At 35.6% G+C, this 23,069-nt stretch carries 24 protein-coding genes; 20 read left to right on the top strand and 4 right to left on the bottom strand.

Features of this window, described 5'->3' with window-relative positions:
* Positions 1 to 1,071: a hypothetical protein gene (locus ACIGAM_RS03140; RefSeq protein ID WP_396509997.1), complete on the top strand. Its 1,071-nt coding sequence runs from the start codon at positions 1 to 3 to the stop codon at positions 1,069 to 1,071.
* Positions 1,040 to 2,320, top strand: a complete 1,281-nt coding sequence (locus ACIGAM_RS03145; RefSeq protein WP_396509998.1) for an O-antigen ligase family protein — start codon at positions 1,040 to 1,042, stop codon at positions 2,318 to 2,320. Before ACIGAM_RS03140 ends, ACIGAM_RS03145 begins: the two co-directional genes overlap by 32 nt.
* On the opposite strand, the gene ACIGAM_RS03150 is transcribed toward ACIGAM_RS03145, so the two are convergent.
* Positions 2,280 to 3,380, bottom strand: coding sequence for a glycosyltransferase (locus ACIGAM_RS03150; protein WP_396509999.1), 1,101 nt, complete (start codon positions 3,378 to 3,380; stop codon positions 2,280 to 2,282). The genes ACIGAM_RS03145 and ACIGAM_RS03150 overlap by 41 nt on opposite strands.
* A gap of 206 nt (positions 3,381 to 3,586) precedes the next feature.
* On the opposite strand from ACIGAM_RS03150, the gene ACIGAM_RS03155 reads away from it, so the two are divergent.
* Both ACIGAM_RS03155 and ACIGAM_RS03160 read left to right on the top strand, forming a co-directional pair.
* Positions 3,587 to 4,939 (top strand): exopolysaccharide biosynthesis polyprenyl glycosylphosphotransferase, encoded by a 1,353-nt coding sequence (locus ACIGAM_RS03155; RefSeq protein ID WP_396510000.1) that lies wholly within the window; start codon positions 3,587 to 3,589, stop codon positions 4,937 to 4,939.
* A complete protein-coding gene (locus tag ACIGAM_RS03160) occupies positions 4,917 to 5,684 on the top strand; it encodes a glycosyltransferase family 2 protein (protein WP_396510001.1) in 768 nt (255 codons plus the stop codon). The genes ACIGAM_RS03155 and ACIGAM_RS03160 overlap by 23 nt, the downstream gene beginning before the upstream one ends.
* Position 5,685: 1 nt before the next feature.
* Here ACIGAM_RS03160 and ACIGAM_RS03165 read toward each other — a convergent pair whose 3' ends face one another.
* Positions 5,686 to 6,987, bottom strand: coding sequence for a phenylacetate--CoA ligase family protein (locus tag ACIGAM_RS03165; RefSeq protein WP_396510002.1), 1,302 nt, complete (start codon positions 6,985 to 6,987; stop codon positions 5,686 to 5,688).
* A gap of 70 nt (positions 6,988 to 7,057) precedes the next feature.
* Between ACIGAM_RS03165 and purD the strand changes: the two genes are divergently transcribed.
* A complete protein-coding gene (purD, locus tag ACIGAM_RS03170; RefSeq protein ID WP_396510003.1) occupies positions 7,058 to 8,329 on the top strand; it encodes a phosphoribosylamine--glycine ligase in 1,272 nt (423 codons plus the stop codon).
* Positions 8,330 to 8,390: 61 nt separating this feature from the next.
* Here purD and ACIGAM_RS03175 read toward each other — a convergent pair whose 3' ends face one another.
* On the bottom strand, positions 8,391 to 8,606 hold the full coding sequence (locus tag ACIGAM_RS03175) for a uracil phosphoribosyltransferase (RefSeq protein ID WP_396510004.1): 216 nt from the start codon (positions 8,604 to 8,606) through the stop codon (positions 8,391 to 8,393).
* Positions 8,607 to 8,687: 81 nt separating this feature from the next.
* Here ACIGAM_RS03175 and ACIGAM_RS03180 point away from each other — a divergent pair, with 81 nt between their 5' ends.
* The 6 genes from ACIGAM_RS03180 to ACIGAM_RS03205 are packed head-to-tail and all read left to right on the top strand — an operon-like array spanning position 8,688 to position 13,858.
* Complete coding sequence (locus tag ACIGAM_RS03180; RefSeq protein ID WP_396510005.1) at positions 8,688 to 9,620, top strand: DUF6427 family protein; 933 nt, start codon at positions 8,688 to 8,690, stop codon at positions 9,618 to 9,620.
* Positions 9,608 to 10,252 carry a hypothetical protein gene (locus tag ACIGAM_RS03185; protein WP_396510006.1) on the top strand — a complete coding sequence of 215 codons (645 nt, stop codon included), beginning with the start codon at positions 9,608 to 9,610 and terminating at the stop codon, positions 10,250 to 10,252. Before ACIGAM_RS03180 ends, ACIGAM_RS03185 begins: the two co-directional genes overlap by 13 nt.
* Entirely contained in the window at positions 10,249 to 11,244 is a 996-nt protein-coding gene (locus tag ACIGAM_RS03190; RefSeq protein ID WP_396510007.1) for a DNA adenine methylase, read from the top strand. The genes ACIGAM_RS03185 and ACIGAM_RS03190 overlap by 4 nt, the downstream gene beginning before the upstream one ends.
* 7 nt (positions 11,245 to 11,251) lie before the next feature.
* Positions 11,252 to 11,869 (top strand): DUF4254 domain-containing protein, encoded by a 618-nt coding sequence (locus ACIGAM_RS03195; RefSeq protein WP_396510008.1) that lies wholly within the window; start codon positions 11,252 to 11,254, stop codon positions 11,867 to 11,869.
* Entirely contained in the window at positions 11,870 to 12,907 is a 1,038-nt protein-coding gene (locus ACIGAM_RS03200; RefSeq protein WP_396510009.1) for a glycosyltransferase family 9 protein, read from the top strand.
* Between the two features lie 6 nt (positions 12,908 to 12,913).
* Complete coding sequence (locus ACIGAM_RS03205) at positions 12,914 to 13,858, top strand: NAD(P)H-dependent flavin oxidoreductase (protein WP_396510010.1); 945 nt, start codon at positions 12,914 to 12,916, stop codon at positions 13,856 to 13,858.
* Positions 13,859 to 13,939: 81 nt separating this feature from the next.
* On the opposite strand, the gene ACIGAM_RS03210 is transcribed toward ACIGAM_RS03205, so the two are convergent.
* Positions 13,940 to 14,992 carry a 2Fe-2S iron-sulfur cluster-binding protein gene (locus ACIGAM_RS03210; protein WP_396510011.1) on the bottom strand — a complete coding sequence of 351 codons (1,053 nt, stop codon included), beginning with the start codon at positions 14,990 to 14,992 and terminating at the stop codon, positions 13,940 to 13,942.
* 104 nt (positions 14,993 to 15,096) lie between these two features.
* On the opposite strand from ACIGAM_RS03210, the gene ACIGAM_RS03215 reads away from it, so the two are divergent.
* The 9 genes from ACIGAM_RS03215 (at position 15,097) to ACIGAM_RS03255 (ending at position 23,057) form a co-directional block, all read left to right on the top strand.
* Positions 15,097 to 16,566 (top strand): DUF5687 family protein, encoded by a 1,470-nt coding sequence (locus tag ACIGAM_RS03215; RefSeq protein WP_396510012.1) that lies wholly within the window; start codon positions 15,097 to 15,099, stop codon positions 16,564 to 16,566.
* Between the two features lie 63 nt (positions 16,567 to 16,629).
* Positions 16,630 to 17,349 carry an ABC transporter ATP-binding protein gene (locus tag ACIGAM_RS03220; protein WP_396510013.1) on the top strand — a complete coding sequence of 240 codons (720 nt, stop codon included), beginning with the start codon at positions 16,630 to 16,632 and terminating at the stop codon, positions 17,347 to 17,349.
* A 119-nt stretch (positions 17,350 to 17,468) separates the two neighbouring features.
* Positions 17,469 to 20,012 carry a tetratricopeptide repeat protein gene (locus tag ACIGAM_RS03225; protein WP_396510014.1) on the top strand — a complete coding sequence of 848 codons (2,544 nt, stop codon included), beginning with the start codon at positions 17,469 to 17,471 and terminating at the stop codon, positions 20,010 to 20,012.
* 4 nt (positions 20,013 to 20,016) lie between these two features.
* Positions 20,017 to 20,421: a polymer-forming cytoskeletal protein gene (locus ACIGAM_RS03230; RefSeq protein WP_028377125.1), complete on the top strand. Its 405-nt coding sequence runs from the start codon at positions 20,017 to 20,019 to the stop codon at positions 20,419 to 20,421.
* Complete coding sequence (locus ACIGAM_RS03235; RefSeq protein ID WP_396510015.1) at positions 20,390 to 20,605, top strand: AtpZ/AtpI family protein; 216 nt, start codon at positions 20,390 to 20,392, stop codon at positions 20,603 to 20,605. Before ACIGAM_RS03230 ends, ACIGAM_RS03235 begins: the two co-directional genes overlap by 32 nt.
* Positions 20,602 to 21,000, top strand: coding sequence for a DUF6168 family protein (locus ACIGAM_RS03240; RefSeq protein ID WP_396510016.1), 399 nt, complete (start codon positions 20,602 to 20,604; stop codon positions 20,998 to 21,000). The genes ACIGAM_RS03235 and ACIGAM_RS03240 overlap by 4 nt, the downstream gene beginning before the upstream one ends.
* Positions 21,001 to 21,091: 91 nt before the next feature.
* The gene (gene atpB / locus ACIGAM_RS03245) at positions 21,092 to 22,279 is read left to right on the top strand and encodes a F0F1 ATP synthase subunit A (RefSeq protein WP_396510017.1); all 1,188 of its coding nucleotides are present in this window, start codon (positions 21,092 to 21,094) and stop codon (positions 22,277 to 22,279) included.
* A 17-nt stretch (positions 22,280 to 22,296) separates the two neighbouring features.
* Complete coding sequence (gene atpE / locus ACIGAM_RS03250; protein ID WP_155171773.1) at positions 22,297 to 22,485, top strand: ATP synthase F0 subunit C; 189 nt, start codon at positions 22,297 to 22,299, stop codon at positions 22,483 to 22,485.
* Positions 22,486 to 22,556: 71 nt separating this feature from the next.
* On the top strand, positions 22,557 to 23,057 hold the full coding sequence (locus ACIGAM_RS03255) for a F0F1 ATP synthase subunit B (RefSeq protein ID WP_396510018.1): 501 nt from the start codon (positions 22,557 to 22,559) through the stop codon (positions 23,055 to 23,057).
* Positions 23,058 to 23,069 lie beyond the last annotated feature (12 nt).

A 23,069-nucleotide genomic window follows, 5' to 3' on the forward strand; every position in this document is an offset into this window, starting at 1 on the left:
ATGCTGCGTAAAAAACTACAAAAATCAATATTTGTTTATTTGCTTTTATGCATTTGTGTAGTATGTCTTGGCTTCGTTTCTTATTGGGTTCTGCCAGATCGTTTCTTTTTTGATGCGGTCATTATTTCTGAAGATTTTTATAATGAGAAAGGATTTTTCCGAAGCTATCCTGTTACGATGCTTTTTTATGAGATAACCGGCCTCGGGCGCTTTCCATTTCCTGTTGTAGCATTAATTCAATTACCTGTTTTACTAGTTGTTCTGTATCGCATAGGAATCCCCGAGAGGTTTGCAAATTTCACGCTGCGCAACGCGTTAGCATACATCTGTTTACTACTGTTAGCATTTTTTATATCTATGCCCTCAAAAGAGTTTATCACCTTTCTCTTTATTGCTATAATTCTTTTTTTGCTGAAGAATAAAAGATTTAGATTAAGAACGACTGTCTTACTTATTTTTAGCGGTATTATTTTATTTGGAATTTGGTTTAGATCGTATTTTATTTTGGTTCCGGTTTTGGCATTGGCAATTTACGGTACAAGTTTAGTCAACTTTAAACGGAAGGTTTTTGCGGGTGTTTTTTCAGGATTACTTGTAGTTACTTTTCTATCGCTCTCTTACGGTTTTGTTAAGGGGGAATATTTATCCCAAAGCACACGCGAAGAACTTAATGAGGTACGCGCCGGTGAAGAAGCTACAAATTCAGTTATCGTATCGCCTGTGAGCACTAAAAATTGGTATGGTGAGGTAATAGGTGTCTTTTATGGTTTTATTTCGGTAAATGCACCTCTAAATGGCTTTAGGCATATTTTAAAGCCGCAGATACTTGCGTTTGTTTTATGGCAGACTATTTTAATGGTATATCTGCTTTATTTATATAAAAATTGTCTTCGACACAGAAACCGATATAAATTTGAGATTTGGGCATTTTACCTCGTTTTTGCCTACTTCATCGTTCAGGGAGTTTTTGAGCCTGATCTGGGTTCTGCTGTTAAACATAAAATTGGGATATTGCCACTAATTTATTTTGCCTTGTATTATGATTGTTTCAGAAAGAACATATCGGTTTAGTTATAATACCTGGCTTATTGTATTAGCCGCTTCGCTCATTTTTAGAATGCCTGCGACCATTCTCTTAATCCTCTTCGTAGCCTATAATCTGTTTTTTTACAATCATTTACGATTTACTAAAAAGAGGTTGATTTTAATAGGTTTAATTGCATCTCCATTTTTATTAGACCTTATTTTTATATCGAATAATGAGCTTCTGCAAGAAGGATTAAAACATGCAGAAAAGCGCATAAGTATGCTTCTTTTACCGCTATTTATCTTAACTCAAAATCACAGATTTAATACAGCATTGATCATACGTATTTATGCAATAGTAACGACGTTGATTTTAAGTTTTTGCTTAGTACGCTTTGCAATTATTTCTCCTGACTTGTTTTCAAAATATCTCAACGGAGTTGACCTATGGGAAATGGGGTATGTGTTTGCAAACTCAATAAATATGCACGCTCCCGCACTAAACCTGCATGTAGCATTTGTCGTCGTCATCAATTTTTATTTTTTAAAAGAAGGATTAACTAAAGTTTCAAAAAAGTATCAAATCTGGCGCGCGGCTATCTTTATAGCATCGATAATTATCCTGTTTTATGTAAACACCCGGTTGGCTATTGTAAATGCTTTTATAGGAATTTTGCTGATCACGTTTTATAAGAAAATGAGTGTTGCTGAATTTAAGGCGAATAGGAAACTAGTCTTAGGGTTAGCATTATTTATTACACTTGCCATTGCCTTTGTAAAAGTGTTCCCATATTCTGTTGAAAAATTTACAAGTGTTACGTTTAGTAATCTCGATAAAATAGGAAAATTAGATGATCTTGAAAACCCAGAAAAGACGGCTTATAATGGTTTAGTAACGCGTCTAAGTATCTGGAAGTCGGGGTTAGAACTTGCCACCAGAAATCCCATTATGGGAGTGGGTGCCGCAGATGGCAAAAAAGAACTTATTAGTTACTTTGAAGAAACACATCAAAATTTTCTTTATAAATATGAGTTTCCAGTACATAATCAATATCTCGATTTCTGGATAAAATTTGGTGTTTTAGGAGCTTTAATAGCCTTTATATATGTAGGATTGTTTGCCTACATAGGCATTACTTCAAAGCAAGTAATGTGTGTTTTTTTCTTTATACTTTTTGCCTCGTCAAATTTTGTCGATGATTTTCTAATTCGGTTTGATGGGATTGTGTTTAGCGCGCTTTGGCTAAGTATATTCACAAAACACGCTTTGGATTATCCTGAAAATAAATCCTAGCAAGCTTTTCAAAATTTCGCGTACTGTCAAATAGAAGTTGACAACGCTCAAAGTTAGCTTTGCCTATACGATCACGATTTTGAGCTGTTTTTAATTTTTCTATACTGCTAGAAAATTCAGAAGCTTTATTAAAAAGAAATCCCGTTTTGCCGTTTGCGACAATGTCTTTATTACCTATGATATTTGTTGCTACGATAGGTATTTTGCGAGCAGCAGCTTCAAGAAGTGCAATAGGCAAACCTTCCCAGAGGGAGGTTTGTAAATACACATCTATCGTTTCTAAAACACACAAACCTTCAGACCTATCTTTAAACCAGCCGGTAACTTCAATATTAGATGCTGTTAATTGGTGTCTCAACTCACCATCTCCAATCCAAATAAATTGCAAATTAGGGTGCAGTAAAGCAATCTCATTAAAAAGCGATGGGTTTCGAGCGTATGTAATTCTTCCAACAATACCTACTTTTTTAAGTAGTGTTGATTTTTGAGGCAATTCTTGTGGCACATTTTCAAAATTTATCCCGTTACGGACCAATAACGAAGGGCCTATTTTTTTTGAGTAATTTAATTCTGTGTCTCCGCAGGCGATAATAGTTCCTCCGGTTAATTTCTGACTTAAAAATTCAATACTATAAAAAGCAAAGCGTTTAACGGTGCTAATATCTTTTCTTAAAAAGGAATATCCATGCGGCGTATAATAGAGTTTTGCGTTAAACTGAAAAGTAAATAAGAAAGCAAGTCTTCCAAGAATTCCTGCCTTAGAAGAATGCAAGTGTACTCGGTCTGGCTTAATAAAATTTAATACGTGTCTTAACTGTTTGAATGCTTTAAAGTCTTCAATTGGGGAGATTTCTCTTAACATAGGTATTTTAACCAGTGTTGTATTGGGATGAAAATCTAGAGCGATTTTATCTGGATTTATTTCCTGCCTTTTATCACTATAGATTACGGTGAGATCTATATTAGGATTTGCTGCAAGTGCGTGTGTTAAGTTTATAAAATAGGTATAAACACCACCTCCTAAAGCTTCTACCATATGAACTACTTTTAATTTATTCATAAATACGTTCCCTGTCTAGTGGGCGATGTCCAATTTATTGAGAAATTTTATTAATGATACATTCATAATGATTTACCATATCTATAATTTTGAATAGCATTAACTTGTTTTTACTCAATATTACAGCGGTATTATTAGTTTTCATTCATTTTCTTTTAACTAACTTTATCAAGTTTTGACAAACTCGTAAGAGTTAGTTTTTATATATGATTGTAAACGACACTAAACATAATTATCTACTTCAGCCATTAATTGCAAGTATAGATATTCTAATTTTAATTGGTTTCGCGAAATTATTTGATTTCTCTTCGCACAGCTATTTATTATTTTCGGTTTATACATTTTTTAGCTGGTTGATAACAACGTATAGTTTTGGATTTTATAGTGTATATAGATTTACACCACTGGTACGTATACTTTCCATTATTGGAAAACAATTTTTCCTTTTAATTTTTTGCTCTTTTACTTTTTTCGGAATATTTAGCGAAATCAATATTTCTATAAGGGCGGTTTTAGAATATGCCTGCTTGAGTATGGGAATAATCGCCATTCTAAAAGTTACTATTTTTAACGTACGAAAAAAATTTAGACAACAACTGGGTAGCGATACGTTACGGGTAATAATCATAGGATGCAACCCTAAAACAGAGCGATTAAAGAACTTTTTTAATTATAATCCCGCATACGGATTTCAACTAATAGCAAACCTCAATTTACTCGATCCTGAAGTAACTATAGATTCTGTAAAAGAGTACATTCTTAATAATAATATTAGTCAGGTTTTTTGCTCTATAGCAGAGCTTAAGAATAAAGAAATAAGAGAGTTAATTCATTTTGCAGACAATAATTTAATCAGTTTAAAATTTTTACCAGATAACAAGAAAATTTTTACAAAGAAAATGGAGTTTCAGTATTATGGCATAACACCCATTTTGTCTCTTCGTACGTTACCTATAGATACACCTGTTAATCTATTTTTAAAGCGCCTGCTTGACCTTATGGTAAGTCTATTTGTGGTTATAGGTATATTATCATGGTTGACCCCTTTAATAGCAATTATCATCGTTTGTGATTCTAAAGGACCTATATTCTTTAAACAAAAACGTAACGGGATAGGTGGGAATGAGTTTTACTGCTTTAAGTTTAGATCTATGAAAGTAAATGGGACTGCAGATGCCACTCAAGCAAGTAAAACCGATGTTAGAACAACTAAAGTAGGTAGGTTTTTACGTAAAACAAGTTTAGATGAGTTGCCTCAATTTTACAATGTTTTAATGGGAGACATGTCTGTGGTGGGGCCGCGGCCGCATATGGTTGCACATACGCATTCATTTGCAACACAGGTAGATAAATTTATGCTTAGACATCTGGTAAAACCCGGCATTACAGGCTTAGCTCAGGTAAGTGGTTACCGCGGAGAGATAGAAACTAAGCGTGATATAAAAAACAGAGTGCGTTTTGATATATTTTATGTTGAAAACTGGTCTATTTTAATGGATCTACGTATTATCGCTAAAACGTTTATTAAAGTGATTTATGGCGACAATAAGGCCTATTAAAAAGGCAAACCCCTTAGTTTCTATAGTTACTCCTTGCTTTAATTCTCAAAAGTATATTCTCGACACCATTAACTCTGTTCAAAATCAAACGGTAACAGACTGGGAGTTGTTACTCATTAACGATGCTTCTACAGATCATACAGAGCATATTATAAAAAAGCGCCAGGCACTCGACTCGCGGATAAAGTATTTTAAACATAATCACAATCAAGGACCGGCTTACGCACGCAACCTCGGTATAGAAAATGCAAAAGGGAAATACCTTGCTTTTTTAGATGCAGATGATGTGTGGCTCCCTCTATTTTTAGAGTCGTGTATTGCCAGAAATGAAGCTTTTGTATTTACTTCTGCATTGCGTGTAGATGAGAATTTAAAACCAATGTTATCCCCATTTATTGTTCCTGAAAAAGTATCATATTCAGATGTTTTAAAGAGTAATTCAATCATTTGTTCTACAGCCTTTATAGACATAGAAAAACTGGGAAAGCTCTATATGCCGCTCATTAAAAAGCGTCAGGATATGGGATTGTGGCTACAGTACCTTAAAAAAACAGAGTATGCTTTTGGTATTAAAAAGCCTTTGGCGATGTATAGAATTAGAGAGAATTCACTTTCGAGGAATAAAAAAAAATTACTAAAACACCAGTGGGACTTTTATCGAAATGTAGAAAAAATTTCTTTTTTAAAATCGGTTTATTATATGTTGTGTTGGGGGTATTTTGGGTATAAAAAGTACAGCTCTTAATTTAAAAATCTCGTTTAAACTGTCTCAACTTGCCACGTTTGCTTCGGTCTAAAAAGAGTTGTTTAACAATATCAAATTCAATTTCCTGATTTAAATAAGCCTTAAGCGCCTTTTCAATTTTAGCAAGTTGAACTTCATTTAAAGCTATATCTGCGACATAGTTTATGGTAAACTTATGAGGCTCATTTTGGTTTATAATAAACTCTTTTACGTTGCCACTATCTTCAATTACTGCTTTAGTAACGTAATAAAAAGCCAGAGCAGGAACTCTTTTTCCGCTAGGTAAAATGGCAAAATCTCCTATTCTTCCGTCAAGATTTGTTAGAACGGTGTTGTTGTGTTCATCTAAATTAATGACTCCCAAGTCTCCAATCTGATATCGAATAAATGGATGGGCCTTGTTAAACAGGGAAGTGATCACAATTTTACCGCTCGTACCATTAGGAACAGGTTTATTTAAGTCGTCTAAAATCTCAACATAGAGCAATGCTGTATCAATTTTTAAAGAGTTTTCTGCACTCCCAAATGCAATGACTCCGGTTTCTGACGATCCATATTCATTTAATACAGGAATGCCCAACTGTTGTTCGAGAAGTAATTTGTCATCTTTGAGAAGGACTTCTGCAGTTACAATACAATGTGTTAAACTGGGACAAATTTGTTTTAAAACGAGATTTTTAGAACGTAAATAGTGCGCAAATAACACTAAAGTGCTGGTGTAGCCATTTAAATGTCCAAATTCTACACGCTTAAACCGATTGATAAATTTTTCAAAATTTTGATCTGAAGCGTCAAATATTGAAAAACGATATCTGTTACTTAGAACATCTTTTAAACGCTCTTTATAATAGACCATTCCGCTTTGCGGAATACCATAAAACCGAGCCTCATAGGAAGTGCTGAGATTAACTCCTGCTTGTAAATAAAGAGCTTGTATTGAAGCCCAGGTGAGTGCGTGACAGTATTTGTCTTTTGCAAAAATAAAAGGATTTCCTGAAGATCCTGAGGTCTTATGTACGTGAGAATTTCTTCTAGAAAAATCGTTAGATAACCGCTCTTTTAGAGGTTTTTGTAAATCTGTTTTGGTTAAAACAGGTAGTGATTCCCAGTTTGTGAAGTTTCCGGCTGCGTGGGTTTTATAAAAGGAGTTATGCTTTAGATGAAATTCTAAAATTTCAGATCTTCTTTTTATACTGTACTGTGCACTATCTGTAGAAACTTCACGTTTTAAAGCCTCAAGTTTTTTTTTCGCGGAAGCGATATTAAAACCATTAAAACGTAAACTGAGGTTTGTTAAATTCACAAGGCTAAAATTAGTAGGTCAATTTACAAACATTTATTTTTGACGCTTAATCTAATTACAAGTAACTACGATGAATATTCTAATTCTAGGTTCTGGTGGTCGTGAACATACCTTCGCCTATAAAATTGCTCAAAGTCCTAAGTGTGAACGCTTATTTGTAGCTCCAGGAAATGCAGGAACTGCGAAGCTGGCGACAAATGTTGACCTTAATGTAAATGATTTTGAAGCTGTTAAAAAACTTGTTTTAGCAGAACAGATAGAAATGGTTGTCGTGGGACCAGAAGATCCGCTTGTAAATGGGGTTTATGACTTTTTTAAAAATGACAAAGCATTAGAAAAAATTGCTGTCATAGGTCCTTCAAAACGAGGTGCTTTACTAGAAGGAAGTAAAGAACGCGCTAAAGAATTTATGGCAATGTATAATATTCCTACAGCTGCTTATAAAAGTTTTACGGTTGAAAGTCTTGATGCCGGGAAATCATTTTTAGAAGAATTGAAGCCACCCTATGTGTTAAAAGCAGATGGTCTGGCTGCGGGAAAAGGTGTCGTAATTCTGCATGATTTAGAAGAAGCAAAAACCGAATTAGAAGATATGCTTACTAATAAAAAATTTGGTGCAGCAAGTGAAACGGTAGTTATTGAAGAATTTCTTGACGGGATAGAGCTGAGTGTTTTTGTACTTACAGATGGTAAAAATTACATCACTTTACCTACTGCAAAAGACTACAAACGCATAGGTGAAGGTGACAAAGGGTTAAATACAGGAGGAATGGGCGCTGTCTCTCCGGTGCCATTTGCAGATGCAGCCCTAATGGAGAAGATAGAAAATCGTATCGTTAAACCTACGGTTGCAGGTTTAGCTACAGAAGATATAGAGTACAAAGGATTCATTTTTATAGGTTTAATTAAAGTAGGTGATGAGCCTAAAGTGATTGAGTATAACGTGCGTATGGGCGACCCTGAAACAGAGGTTGTTTTGCCACGAATAAAAAATGATCTGGTTACAATGTTTGAAAAAGTAGCAGCTCAGAAACTAGACGAGGTTAAACTTGATCTAGACCCCAGATTTGCTGCAACTGTTATGCTTGTTAGTGGTGGTTATCCCGAAGCGTATGAAAAAGGTATGAAATTAACAGGTTCTGAAACCATAGAAAACGCCCTTGTTTTTCATGCAGGTACAGCACTAAAAGATGGTGAAATCATTACCGCAGGAGGTCGTGTTATGGCAATAACTTCGCTTCATGAGGATTTTAGAAAAGCCTTAGATAATTCTTATGAGAATATAAAGAAAATCTCATTTGATAAAATGAATTACAGAACAGATATAGGCTTTGATTTATAGTATAACAAACAAAAAGCCTGCTATGAGCAGGCTTTTTGTTTAATCTATAATTAAAAGGAGCTTATTTATTTAGATTGTGATGCTCGTCTTTATCAAACTTCTTTAGTTGTAGTGTCCAGTAAGTAAACGCTGCTGCTGCAATTAGAATAAATACAATGTTAAGTAAATTTGCAGCAATCCAGCTGCTATCTTGTAACTCACGTATTGCATCTAACGGCGCTAAAGCAACATTCACAAAAAAATCTTGAATACCGTAAAATAAATCTTTCAATTCCATAATTGTATACTTTTACATCGTTATTAGCGAAGTCACACGTTCAATATCTTATTGTGCGGTGCAAAAATATAAAAAACTAGGATGCTTACAAGCTTTTTTAGCGTTTCAAAACCTATAAATTTTGCAATTATTGTAATTGCCGTGATTCTCTATTTTTCGAGTTTCTATGCGTTATCAGATTTTAATGAGTTAACTGCCTACTCAATATTAAATCAATTCTTCATTTTATTGGTTTATTTATTTTCTCTGGGAGTTCTCAATTTTGTAGTTAAGCGCAATACGCTTACTAGGCGCAACACCTATATTGTTTATCTTTTTGTATGCTTTTCATTTGCTGTACCAGCCACTTTCTTTAATACAGATATTATACTTTCGGGAGTATTTGTACTTCTTGCTTTAAGACGTATTATAAGCTTAAAATCATCTAATGATTTTAATAAAAAAATTTTTGATGCGGCATTTTGGATTACGATAGCTTCCTTATTTTTCTTTTGGAGCTTTCTGTTTTTAATTGTTCTTTATTTTGCCATTTTGTTTTATGGCCGTCTTGATTATAGAAACTGGCTAATACCTTTTACAGGCATTTTTGCAGTATTAATAATTGCGATAACCTATAGCTTATATTCAGACGGGGCTTTAGCGTTTGCTCTAAATTATGTGCAACTGCCTACATTAGATTTTACAGCATACAGTTCTATAAAACTATTACTACCGGCATCATTTCTTTTAGCACTTTACTTATGGTGTGGAATCTATTATGTTTCTCAAATTTCTGATGCGCCACAAAAATTAAAAGCCTCTTATTTTCTAATACTCATAAGTTCTGGGATAGCATTAATAATTATACTTTTTCTGGCGCCATTGAGAGATGGTAGTGAGTTGTATTTTATCTTTGGCCCATTAGCAATTATTAGCGCAACCTATATTGAAAACCATAAGAGTTTTTGGTTTAAAGAAATGCTGCTATGGCTCGCATTACTCATTCCTATATTTTTATTGTTTTGGCACAGTTAAATTTAATAAAACTTGAGCATGAGCTCAAAAAGCGTTGGCCTTACCGGGATATTTGGTTTAGAAAACAAAATGATACTTGGGACAGGTACAGTAATTTTATTTATACGATTCAAGAGTTTGAAGTTCTTTTAGAACGCATTAAAGAAAGCGTAGAAACCCATAATTTAAATAAAAAGCACTTTTTTTATTATGCAGTTAACCGCTGGTATAATTTCTGGAGCGCCTGTGCTGTAGAGCAATTATTTATTGAATTAGATGGTGTAGATGCTGCAAAAAACAAAAAAGACAGGCTTGTAGATTTTAGTATACAGGGCATCAAATTTGATTTAAAGACGTCTAAGTTTCCAAAGGGTTTTGGTAGAAATTTAGACTATGCAAAATCCCATCAGGAAAGACTTATAAAGTGGCTATATCTTAATCAAAGCACCGGCAGACGCTATCATATAGAAAACAGGTTGTTTCTTATTGTTTACAGTACAAACGGGGATCATTATAAGTTAAAAGCCGAAATAAGCTGGCTAAAAACGCATATCGAAGATTATGTTGCCTCTTTTGATCCTGCTAATTTAAAAAGACCACATATTACCGAAACTAAACCTGCTTACTCAGATATAATCTGGGCTATTCGATGAATTATATAGGCTCAAAACATAAACTTTCAGACTGGTTACTCACAAATATTAAAGCGGTTTGTGGAGAAGATTTGTCGACTCATACTTTTTGCGATCTCTTTGCCGGGACGGGTAGTGTGGGAAGAACGTTTAAACCCTTAGTAAATGGGGTTATTGCAAATGATCTTGAATATTACAGTTACATTTTAAACCGAAATTATATAGGCAATAACACGGCTTTAAACTCTGAAGAATACATCAACCGCTTAAATACTATAGAACCCGAGAAAGGTTTTATTTTTGAAACCTATAGTGCCTCTGGGGCAGCAGACCGTCTTTATTTTTCAGCAGAAAACGGTAAAAAAATTGATGCTATTAGAAATCAGATTGAAATCTGGTATGTTCAAAAACAAATTGATGAAGACCTCTATTATTTTCTGCTGGCAAGCTTGCTGGAGAGTGCAGATAAAGTCGCAAATACGGCTTCAGTTTACGGGGCATACTTAAAAAAAATTAAAAAATCTGCTCAAAAAACGCTGGTTATACAACCGGCAGAATTTCAAATAACTTTAGGAAACCACGCAGTCTATAATCAAAATAGTAATGCGTTTATTAATACTATTGAAGGCGATATCCTATATCTAGATCCGCCTTACAATGCGCGACAGTATGGTGCCAATTATCATTTACTAAATACTATTGCAAAAAAAGATACCTTTGTACCTAAAGGAAAAACAGGTTTGCGCGCCTATACAAAAAGTGCATTTTGCAGTAAGGTTGAGGTTGCTCAAACATTTGAAAATCTTATTGCATCGGCAAACTTTAAAACGCTGTTTTTGAGTTACAACAATGAAGGTCTTATGTCTGCAGCAACTGTAAAATCAATTATGCAGCGTTACGGGAACTATGATTTAGTAACTAAAGAATACCAGCGTTTTAAAGCAGATAAAACAGAAAGCCGAAATCATAAAGCAACCACAACAACCGAATATTTACATATATTAGAAAAATAAAAATACCATGATTACACATACTGCGAAGCGCATATTTGAGCGTGCTGTTGATGATTATCACATCAAAAATGATGTAGACCAGCCTTTTAAAAATCCGTTTGATACAGAGGTAGATTTTTTAGAGCATTTATTATATCGTAAAGCCTGGATTGACACTGTGCAGTGGCATTATGAAGACATCATACGCGACCCACAAATAGATCCTGTAGCTGCTTTAAAGCTTAAGCGTCAAATAGATTCTTCAAATCAGGAGCGTACAGACATGGTTGAATATATTGATAGCTACTTCTTAAAAGAATATAAAGATATTGAACCTAATGACAGTGCTACCATAAATACCGAAAGTCCCGCGTGGGCGATAGATCGTTTGTCTATACTTACGCTTAAGATTTATCATATGGAAGAGGAAGCAAATCGCGAAGATGCTTCAGAAGATCATAAAATAGCATGCCAAAAAAAGCTTGATATTCTATTAGAGCAACGTGTAGATTTATGTGCTGCAATAGATACTCTTATTATAGATATTCGCAACGGTGATAAATACATGAAAGTCTACAAGCAGATGAAAATGTATAACGACGATGAGCTGAATCCGGTATTACGTAACCAGAATAAAGCAATTTAAGTGGCTACTAAATCGCCACATATATTATGCATCCGCTTTTCGGCGATGGGTGATGTGGCGATGACGGTTCCGGTATTAATAGCTTTGACACGCTCGTATCCTAACCTGGAAATTACAGTGGTGTCAAAGCCTTTTTTCGCTCCCATTTTTAAGCCTTTAGAACGGGTTCATTTTTTTGATGCAGACGTTAAGAATACATATAAAGGAGCTTTAGGCCTTTATAAACTCTATAAAAACCTCAATCCAGAACGATTTACAGCTATTGCAGATTTGCATAATGTCATACGTTCTAACGTGCTAAAATCTTTTTTTCGCTTCCGCGGAAATTATATAGCTCAGATAGATAAGGGTAGAGCAGCTAAAAAAGCGCTTACCCGCCCATCAAATAAAAATTTTCAGCCACTTGAAACAACGCATGAGCGGTATGCTTCTGTTTTTAAAAAAATAGGTTATCCGGTTAAGCTAGATGGTTCTGAACATTTACCAAAACAAAATTTGAATACTGAAATACGCGATTTACTAGGCAACGAGCCTCAGAAATGGTTGGGTATTGCACCATTTGCAGCGCATGATGGTAAAAAATATCCCTTAGAACTACTTGATGAGGTTTTGTCTGAATTGAGCACAAAGCCCTATAAAATCATTCTTTTTGGCGGTGGAAAAGAAGAAGAACAGCTTCTAAATTCATTTGCCTCTAAATATGAAAACCACGTAAGTATAGCCGGCCGTTTTTCTTTTGCTGAAGAATTGGCGCTAATCTCTCATTTAGATGCAATGCTTGCGATGGATAGTGGTAATGGGCATTTAGCAGCACTCTTTGGCGTTCCTACGCTTACAATCTGGGGGGTGACACATCCTTATTTAGGTTTTGCACCATTTAAACAACCTGAAGAAAATCAATTACTCGCAGATCGAGAACAATTTCCTGCAATACCCACTTCGGTGTATGGTAATAAAGTTCCTCAGGGATACGATAAAGCTATGCACAGCATTTTACCAGGTGCCGTTTTAGAACGCATTTATAAACTTTTAGACTAAAATCTTATGAAAAAAACGCTAAAGCAATTGCTTTCTATTGAGCACCCTATCATTATTGCTCCTATGTTTTTAGTCTCTAATGTTGCGATGGTCAAAGCCGCGATGCAAGCGGGTACAGCGGGCTGTATACCGGCATTAAATTACCGCACCCTACCCGAATTACGAGAAGCAATTACACAACTAAAAACTTCAAAAACAGAAAATGGCGCTTTTGGCTTTAATCTTATCGTAAACAAATCAAATTTGAAATTTCCAGATCAATTAGCAGTTTGCTGTGAGATGGGAGTTGATTTTATAATAACTTCTTTAGGTAATCCCAAACAGGTTATAGAAGAATCCCACAAAAAAGGAATTCTCGTTTTTTGTGATGTGGTAAATCTTGAACAGGCCTTAAAAGTTGAAGGGCTAGGTTGTGACGCAGTAATTGCGGTAAATAATGAAGCTGGTGGCCATAGAGGAAGCATTTCACCTAAAGAATTAATAGAAGAGTTAGATGCTGTATTAAAAATACCTGTAATTTCTGCAGGAGGAGTAGGTAACAAAGCAGAGCTCGATGAGAAAATGAGTTATGGTGCAGTAGGAGTAAGTATTGGTAGCCCATTTATAGCTTCTGAAGAGGCCGGGGTTTCTAATGAATATAAAGAGGCCTGTGTAACGTATGGTGAGAAAGATATAGTTGTCACTCAAAAAATAAGCGGAACGCCGTGTACGGTTATTAATACGCCTTACGTGCAGGAAATAGGCACTGAGCAATCGTGGATTGAGAGTCTATTCAATAAAAATAAATGGCTTAAAAAATATGTAAAAATGTTACGCTTCTTAAAAGGAACTAATATGGTTACAAAGGCTGCAGCAGGCGCGACTTATAAAACTGTTTGGGTTGCTGGCCCAACCATAGAGCATACAAAAGCGATTGAACCGTTAAAGAAGATTATTGAGCGGTTTATCTAACGAGAATTAAAAATACCGGCATGAAAAAAGCACCTCAGATCTTAATCTGAGGTGCTTTTTTTAGGAGAATAATTTTAATCTCTATAAATCATCATAATCAACAGTTAAGTTTGCTGAAGTAGCTAATGCCTGGCAGGTTAAGATTAATCCTTCTGCCACTTCACCGTCTGTAAGAATCTGGTTTTTACGCATTACAGCTGTACCCTCGGTAACCCGGGCGATACAACTACTACAAATACCACCTTGACAGGAGTAGGGTACGTCGATGTCGTTTTCTAATGCCGCATCTAGAACTACCTTGTCCTGGTTTATAGTAAGTTCAAACTCTTCATCATCAACTACAATTTTAAGCTGGGTGATGCCGTCTAGAGCTTCAGCAATCTCTTCACCGTCATTTGAACTCGTAAATAATTCAAACTTAATTTTATCATCAGGAATAGCATTTTCTGCCAGAACAGCACTAACTCCTTTAATCATTTCTTCAGGACCACATAAAAAGTACTGATCAAAATCATGTGATTTAAACTTATTTTTAAGCACAAAGTTTACAGTAGCTTTTTCGATACGGCCAAAGTGTGAATCTGTCTCCTGCTTACGACTATATACAAATTCTACAAAAAGCCGCTCTGCATACTGAAGCTGTAATTCTAATAAATCTTTGTGAAAAATAGTTTCTTCAACAGTTCTGTTTCCGTAGAGTAAAACAAATCTACTTTTAGGCTCTTCTTCTAAAACTGTTTTAATGATAGAAAGCACTGGGGTAATACCGCTTCCGGCGGCAAAAGCAGCATAGTCTTTATTGTTTTCGCCATTAGGCTCAACAAAAAATTTACCTTCAGGAGGGTGCACTTCTAAAGATTCGCCTACGGTTAATTTATTATTTGCAAGTACAGAAAAAGTACCGCCTTCAACTTCTTTAACAGCTACTTTAAGAAGCCCACTTTGCGGTGTAGAACATAAGGAGTAAGCTCTGCGTACTTCTTTGTCATCAATTTTAGTTTTTAAAGTAACATATTGCCCAGCTTTAAATTTAAAATCATCTTTCAAAGCATCAGGAACGCCAAATGTGATGCTAACAGCTTGTGCTGTTTCGCGTGTAATATCTTGTATAGTAAGTGCGTGAAAATCGCTCATTGCTTAAAAATTTTGGCAAAAATACAAAGCAAGATGCTTATGCAGTGTAACATTTTTATAATTTTCACACTAATGCTATGACTTTAAGCCAAAAAACAAAATAGATGATTAAACACTTTCTCAATCTAGAATGGAAAAGCTTTTTCAGATCAGCAGCTTTCCAGACTAATATTATTCTGAAAATATTTATGGCGCTGGGCGCGCTCTATTTTATAGGGATCTTTACTCTTGCCGGTGTGGGAGCTTATTTCGGACTAGAAAAAGCAGGTTTTGAACCTTTAGAAACGCTCAATAGTTTTATGATTTACTATGTCGTTGTAGATCTAATGATAAAATATTTTTTACAAAAAATGCCGGTTGTAAATATTAAACCACTGCTATTGCTTCCCTTTAATAAGGCAAAAATTGTAGATTTTGCGATGGGTAAAACCATGCTTTCCTTTTTTAATATAATTCACGCATTTTTCTTTATTCCTTTTAGTATTGTACTACTGGTGCAAGGCTATGATCCGTTGCACGTAATTACCTGGCATTTAGGAATGTTAGCAATGATATATTTAAATAATTTTATTAATATATTTCTTAATGACGCGCTTGCGCTCGTTGTAGGGCTAGGGTCTATCATTGCTGCATTTGGAGCACTTCAATACTACGAGATTTTTGATATAACGGCTTATACCGGCATCTATTTTCAAGGTTTATTTAAGTATTTATGGCTATTTATTATTCCACTGGTCGCAGTAGTTTTACTCTATAAATTTGCACATAACTACTTTCTAAAGCGTTTATATCTTGACGCTGGTCTGGCAACAAAAGCACAGGCAGCTTCCACCGAAAATTTAGATTGGCTAAACCGTTTTGGCAAAACAGCGGTTTTTCTTAAAAATGATATTAAACTTATAAAGCGAAATAAACGCTCGCGTACAACGATTATCATGAGCGTTGTATTTCTCTTTTACGGGTTGCTATTTTTCTCTGGTGGTATTGAGAGTTATGACAATCCTTTTATGAAGATTTTTGCGGGAATTTTTGTTTCCGGCGGATTTATGTTCAGTTTTGGTCAGTTTGTACCAAGTTGGGATAGTTCATATTATCCTTTAATGATGACGCAGAATATAAAATACCAGGAGTATTTAAAGTCAAAGTGGATGTTAGTAGTTATTGCTACGGCAATTTCTACTTTACTAGGTGCTTTTTATCTCTATTTTGGTTGGGAAGCTTATGCAGCAATACTCGTGGGCGGTATTTTTAATATGGGAGTAAACGGTCACGTAGTTTTACTGGGAGGCGCTTACATTAAAACGCCTATAGATTTGACGAGTAATAAAAAAGCATTTGGTGATAGTTCTTCTTTTAACGTAAAAACATTATTGATTACGATGCCTAAATTATTACTTCCCATAGCGCTGTATGCACTAGGTCATTTTACACTGGGACCTGTTTTTGGCTATGCTTTAGTGGCACTTGCCGGTCTGGCCGGTTTTGCTTTTAGAGATTATATGTTTAAAAAAATAGAAGAGGTTTATAAAGCCGAAAAATACAAGACCATAGCGGCTTACAAACAGAAAAATTAAAATCACTTTCAATTACTCTCAAAGGGAGCGATGTTATAGTAACTACCAAGAAATTTTAGAATTATGATACATATTCACGATTTATCAAAGACGTACAACGGGGTAACCGTATTAAAAATAGATGATCTTAACATTCCTAAAGGTGAAGCTTTTGGCCTGGTGGGGAATAACGGAGCCGGCAAAACGACTTTATTTAGCGCGTTGCTTGATTTGATACAACCTACTACCGGCTACATTCAAAACGGAGAAAGTAAAGTGAATGAGAGTGAAGCCTGGAAATCACACACGGCTTCATTTATTGATGAAAGCTTCTTAATAGGTTATTTAACTGCGGAAGAATACTTTTATTTTATTGGAGAATTACGTGGACAAAACAAAGCTGATGTCGACACCTTATTGGCCGGTTTTGCAGACTTTTTTAACGATGAGATTTTAGGCAAGCGCAAATACCTACGTGATCTTTCTAAAGGAAATCAAAAGAAAGTAGGTATCGTAGCAACTTTAATAGGTACGCCAGATGTAATCATCCTCGATGAACCTTTCGCCAACCTTGACCCTACCACACAATTTAGACTGAAAGGTATTATTAAAAAACTGGCAGCAGATACAGATATTACCGTTTTAGTCTCTAGTCACGACCTCATTCACGTAACTGAAGTTTGCGAGCGCATTGTGGTTCTTGAAAAAGGAAGTGTGGTCAAAGACATCAAAACCTCTGAAGCTACCCTTAAAGAATTGGAAGCCTATTTTAGTAAGGAGGATGAGAATACCGTGATTGTTTAAAATAAATTAGGCTGTTATCTCACGTAATGATTTTGACTCATTAAATTATTTCAACACCACTTTAACCCGTTCATACTAATTTTGCTACTTTGCAGTTATTGCTTTATACTTAATTAGATTTGCAAACTCAGGTACAAAAAATACTCATATTAGCGTTGCTAGTGGGCGTTCTTACAGGATGTTCGCGTAAGAAAGATAAATTTCTAAGCAGAAATTTTCACGCACTTACTACAGAATACAACACGCTTTTTAACGGCAGACAAGCTTTTGAGCAAGGTCGTGATGCGCTTATAGACGGTTACCAAGATAATTTCTGGGCAATTTTGCCTGTAGAGCGTTTAGAAAATCCGGAGTTTGTGCCTTTACCCGGCGATGCTGTTGACCCCAGTTTTAAACTTTCCGAAGAAAATGCTATAAAAGCCATACAAAAGCACAGTATGCAGATTAATGGCGCAGAGCGCAATCCGCAAATGGACGAGGCGTTTATGCTTTTAGGAAAATCACGCTACTACGATATGCGTTTTGTGCGCGCACTCGAGGCGTTTAATTATATTCTCGCCTATTATCCCGCCAGTAATAACATCGCACAGGCAAAAATCTGGAAAGAAAAAACAAACCTGCGCTTAGACAATACAAAAATTGCAATTGAGCGGTTGCATAAACTTCTGGATGAAGAAAAAAAGCTAGACGCACAGGATTACGCAGATGCTTCAGCTATGCTGGCACAGGGCTATATCACCGAAAACCGTATTGATAGCGCACTTGTTTACATTGAAAAGGCAGCCTTTTTAACGCGTAAAAATGAAGAAAAGGGAAGGTACTACTTCATAAAAGGACAGTTGTATGACCTAATTGAGCAGCCGCAACTGGCGAACGCAAATTATGATAAGGTCATCGCGCTAAACCGCAAATCACCGCGGCGCTACATGATTAATGCCTATGTAAATAAAATTGCAAATTTTGATTATGAAACTCAAGATCAGGAGCAACTTTTTGAACTGTTGACAGATCTTGAGAACAATAGAGAGAACAGGCCTTACTTAGATATTATAAATTATCAATTTGCTCAATTTTATCAGAATGTGGGCAGACAAGATTCTGCTGTTGCCTATTTTAATAAATCGCTTGCTTCTAAGAGCGCAGATAAATTTCTCGTTTCTAGAAACTACCTAAGTCTGGGAGAACTCAATTTTGACAATTCAGACTACCTCGCTGCCGGTGCTTATTACGACAGTACTTTAGCTTTTATACCCGAAAACTCGAGAGAGTTTCGTGATATAAATAAAAAGCGAACCAATCTTAATGATGTAATTTTTTACGAGGGTATTTCAAAACGTAACGATAGCATATTAAAATTAGTAGGTATGAATTCCGCAGAGCGGAACACCTATTTTGAGGAATATATTACTCAGTTAAAAGAAGAACGTGCAAAAGATTCTGTCGCAGCAGCAATTTCTGAAGCTACGATTGCAAACAATGAATTTTTTGTTGCTGATGCCGGTAATCAGCCACCTGCAGGGAGCACTTTTTATTTTTATAATCCGGTTCAGATTGCACAGGGTAAATTAGATTTTAAATCGCGTTGGGGTAGCAGGCCTAATGAAGATAACTGGCGCATTTCTAACAAGCAGGGAGCCTTTCAGGAACAAAGCACAGCTTCCGGTTCTAAAGACCTGCTGGAAACCTCAGAAAACGGACTTTATAACGTAAAAACTTATCTGTTTAAAATTCCATCAGAAAAACCGGTCATAGACAGTATTTCTACTGCGCGCAATTTTGCGTATTATCAGTTAGGACTTATTTATAAAGAAAAACTAAAAGAACCGCAGCTTGCCATACAGCGTCTTGAGACCTTATTAAATAATAATCCTGAAGAACGACTTGTTTTACCGGCAAAATATAATTTGTATCAATTGTATTTAGATCAAAATGATGCGTTTAACAGAGATAAATTTAAAAATGATATCTTGATAAACTATGCAGACACGCGTTATGCAAGTATTATAAAAAATCCTGAAAAAGCTCTTACTCAGGATGAAGATAGCCCAGAAGTGCTGTATAACAATTTGTACAAAATGTTTGAAAATCAAGAGTATGAGGCTGTGCTTTTAAATTCAGACAGATATATAGATGAGTTTGCAGGCGATGCTTTTGTTCCTAAATTTGAATTGCTGAAAGCCACAGCAATAGGGAGGTATAAGGGTTTTGATGCGTATGAAGAAGCTTTAAATTATGTAGCGCTTAATTATCCTAATCAAGAAGAAGGTAAACGAGCAAAAGAGCTCATAGATAAAGCATTACCTCAGTTAAAAAGTGATGAGTTTGTAGCAGACTCAAAAGCATTAAGTTTTAAGTTGATATATGCCTTTAGCAACTCAGAGGAGGATATAATGAAAAATACAGAAGATATACTTACGGCGTATTTAAAAGAAAAAGCCTCTGCGACAATTACAGCCTCTGCAGATGTTTATAATGCTGATACAAAATATCTTGTTGTTCATGGTTTTAAAAATACTATTGAAGCCTTATTTTTTGCTGAAAAACTGAAAGAGGTAGAGCCGTCAACTTTAACAAGAGAACCTGTTTTAATAAGTACAGACAATTATAGAATCTTACAAATACACAAGAATTTAGAAGCTTATAAAAATCGAGAAGTTGAATAGTATTATGAGAAAAGACAAAGTAGCTAACAATTTAGACCAGGGAAGCAAACAAAATAGAATAAGTGATGGTACGTCTATCATAGGAGATGTAAAATCTCAGGGAGACTTCAGGTTAGATGGCACTCTTGAAGGAAAGATGGAGAGTACCGGCAAAGTAGTTATAGGAAAAAATGGTCTTTTAAAAGGAACGCTTATTTGTAAAGAAGCAGATGTAGAAGGTACTGTAGAGGGGATATTAAAGGTAGACGAACTTTTAAACTTAAGAGCCAGTGCGGTGATTAATGGGGAAGTTGCAACCGGAAGATTGGCAGTAGAACCGGGTGCCGGTTTTAATGCAAGTTGTGTGATGGGTAATGGAGTAAAAAACTTAACTAGCGATGTCAGAAAAGAAGCCGGAAAATCAGCTTAGTACCTGGGCAAAATTCTCTACAATAGCTATACAAATGGGATTAACCATTTATCTGGGAAACCTTTTAGGGGAATGGTTAGACACTAAATTTGAAACTACATTTTTAGAACCAGTCGTATCTCTACTAGCCGTGTTTTTATCAATGTATGTAATCATTAAAGCAGTAAAAAGCCTTAATTCATGAATCTTACGAAGCGTTTAATCTCATCTGCAACCTTAATTGTGGTTTTAGGTGTAGTATCTTATTTTTTACATCTGGCTATTCTTGATTTTTTAGGAGTTGAATTGCCATATAGTTTGCTTAATTTTTACCTCTTTGCTGCGATTTCAAGTTTGATTATTTGTTTGACGTTTATCAGCTTACCAGACCTGGTTCCTGCATTGCACGACAAGCTGGGATTTATGTTTTTGTTTTCCATCTTTGGGAAACTTTTTTTACTAGTACTGGTTTTCAAAGACTTCCTTTTTTCAGATGTTCTTTTCTCGCGGTTAGAGCGCCTGAGTATGTTAATTCCTATATTTATCTTTCTGGTTTACGAAGTGTTGGTAATTGTTAAAATCTTAAATAAAAATTCTTGAATCTATATTTGCGTAAAAAAAGATGGAATTCTGAATAAAATGTTTAGTTTTGCAGCAAATTTTAGCAAGCCTGATTTTTTAAAAAAATATAATGAAGATAACTTCTTTACCCATTCATTTTCTAGCTGTTATCAGTTTTCTGTTGTTGGGATCGCTGGCAAATGCACAAGAGCATAGTGTCGCGGAAGCTAACGACGAAGGTCCTGTAAACACGCAACAAGAGATTACAGATTACACCAATCATCACTTGAAAGACTCTCATGACTTTCATTTGTTCTCGTATACCGGGGATAATGGTGCGCGTGAGCACGTAGGTCTACCTTTGCCAATTATACTTTGGGCAAGCAATGGCCCGGTTGCATTTATGTCTTCTGCATTTCACCACGATATTGATGGTGAAGTAGTTGTAGAAGCCGGTGGAAGCCGTTTTGTAAATCTTCACGATAAGATTTATGAGTTAGAAGAAGGTGCTGAGGAAATCGTGATGGGAGAAGATCATCATCCGGTAAACGCACATAAGCCTTTTGATTTATCGATTACCAAAAGTGTTTTGGGTATTCTAGTCGTAGGATTGCTTCTTATATTCTGGTTTGCCTCTTTGGGAAATCAATACAAGAAAAAAAGTATACCAACCGGTTTTGGCCGTGTCTTAGAGCCGCTTGTTATTTACGTTCGTGATGAGATCGCTCGTCCTAACATTGGTGAAAACAAGTACCGTAAATATATGGGCTTCCTATTGACTGTGTTTTTCTTCATCTGGGTTTCTAATTTATTAGGAATGACTCCATTTGGATTCAATATTACCGGTCAGATTGCGGTTACCGTTTGTTTAGCATTATTCACCTTTGTTATCGTTCAGTTTAGTGGTAATAAAGATTATTGGAAACATATTTTCTGGATGCCAGATGTACCGGTAATTATGAAAATTATGCTTATCCCGATTGAAATCTTAGGCATACTTACAAAGCCATTTTCACTTCTTATACGTTTATTTGCAAACATCACTGCAGGTCACGTAGTAGTTATGGGTTTAATAGCATTGACAATTACATTAAAAGCTCAATTTGGAGCAATAGGATCTACAGGTTTATCGATAGTACTTACGCTATTTATATCTGTTATTGAATTATTAGTAGCATTCCTACAGGCATTTATCTTTACGATGTTGTCTGCTTTGTTTATCGGTATGGCGGTTGCAGAACACGACCATCACCATGAGCATGATGCAGAAGGTCACGAGATTGATGATGTAGAGGATGTTAGAGAAAGTTTTGTTTAATTTTTAAATCAATTGTTATGTACAATTTAATTGGAGCTGGATTAATCGTTATCGGAGGTGGTATCGGACTAGGTCAAATCGGTGGTAAAGCGATGGAAGGTATTGCTCGTCAACCTGAAGCAGCTGGGAAGATCCAAACTGCGATGATTATCATCGGCGCACTTTTAGAAGGTCTTGCTTTCGGTGCTTTGATCTTAGGTCAATAATCACAGTTTAAACAACTAAACAATTCCTGTAACGGTTGGTTACAGGAGTTGTTTTATTTAAAAAATTAAAGATGGATCAATTATTAAATGATTTTTCTCCGGGCTTGTTCGTAATGCAAGCCGTTATATTGCTTATTCTCATCTTGTTGATGAAGAAATTTGCTTGGAAACCTATCTTGAACTCATTAGATGAGCGCGAGCAGGGTATTCAAGGAGCATTAGAAGCTGCTGAAAAAGCACGTATCGAAATGCAAAATCTTCAGGCTGATAATGAGAAAGCGTTACAACAAGCTCGTGAAGAGCGTGATATAATGCTTAAAGAAGCACGTGAGATTAGAGCAAAAATGATTGCTGAAGCAGAAGGCGATGCTAAGTCTCAGGCAGACAAGATTATTCTTCAGGCTCAGGAAGCTATCGCTGCAGAAAAGCGCGCTGCTGTTGCCGAATTAAAAAGTCAGGTTGCAGAACTTTCTTTACAAATCGCAGAAAAAGTGGTGAAAGAAGAGCTTTCAGACAAAAGTAAACAAATGCAGTATGTAGATAAGATGCTGCAAGACGCTACCCTTAATTAATAAAAAAAGTAG

The sequence above is a fragment of the Leeuwenhoekiella sp. NPDC079379 genome, from assembly GCF_044542075.1.
GTDB lineage: Bacteria > Bacteroidota > Bacteroidia > Flavobacteriales > Flavobacteriaceae > Leeuwenhoekiella.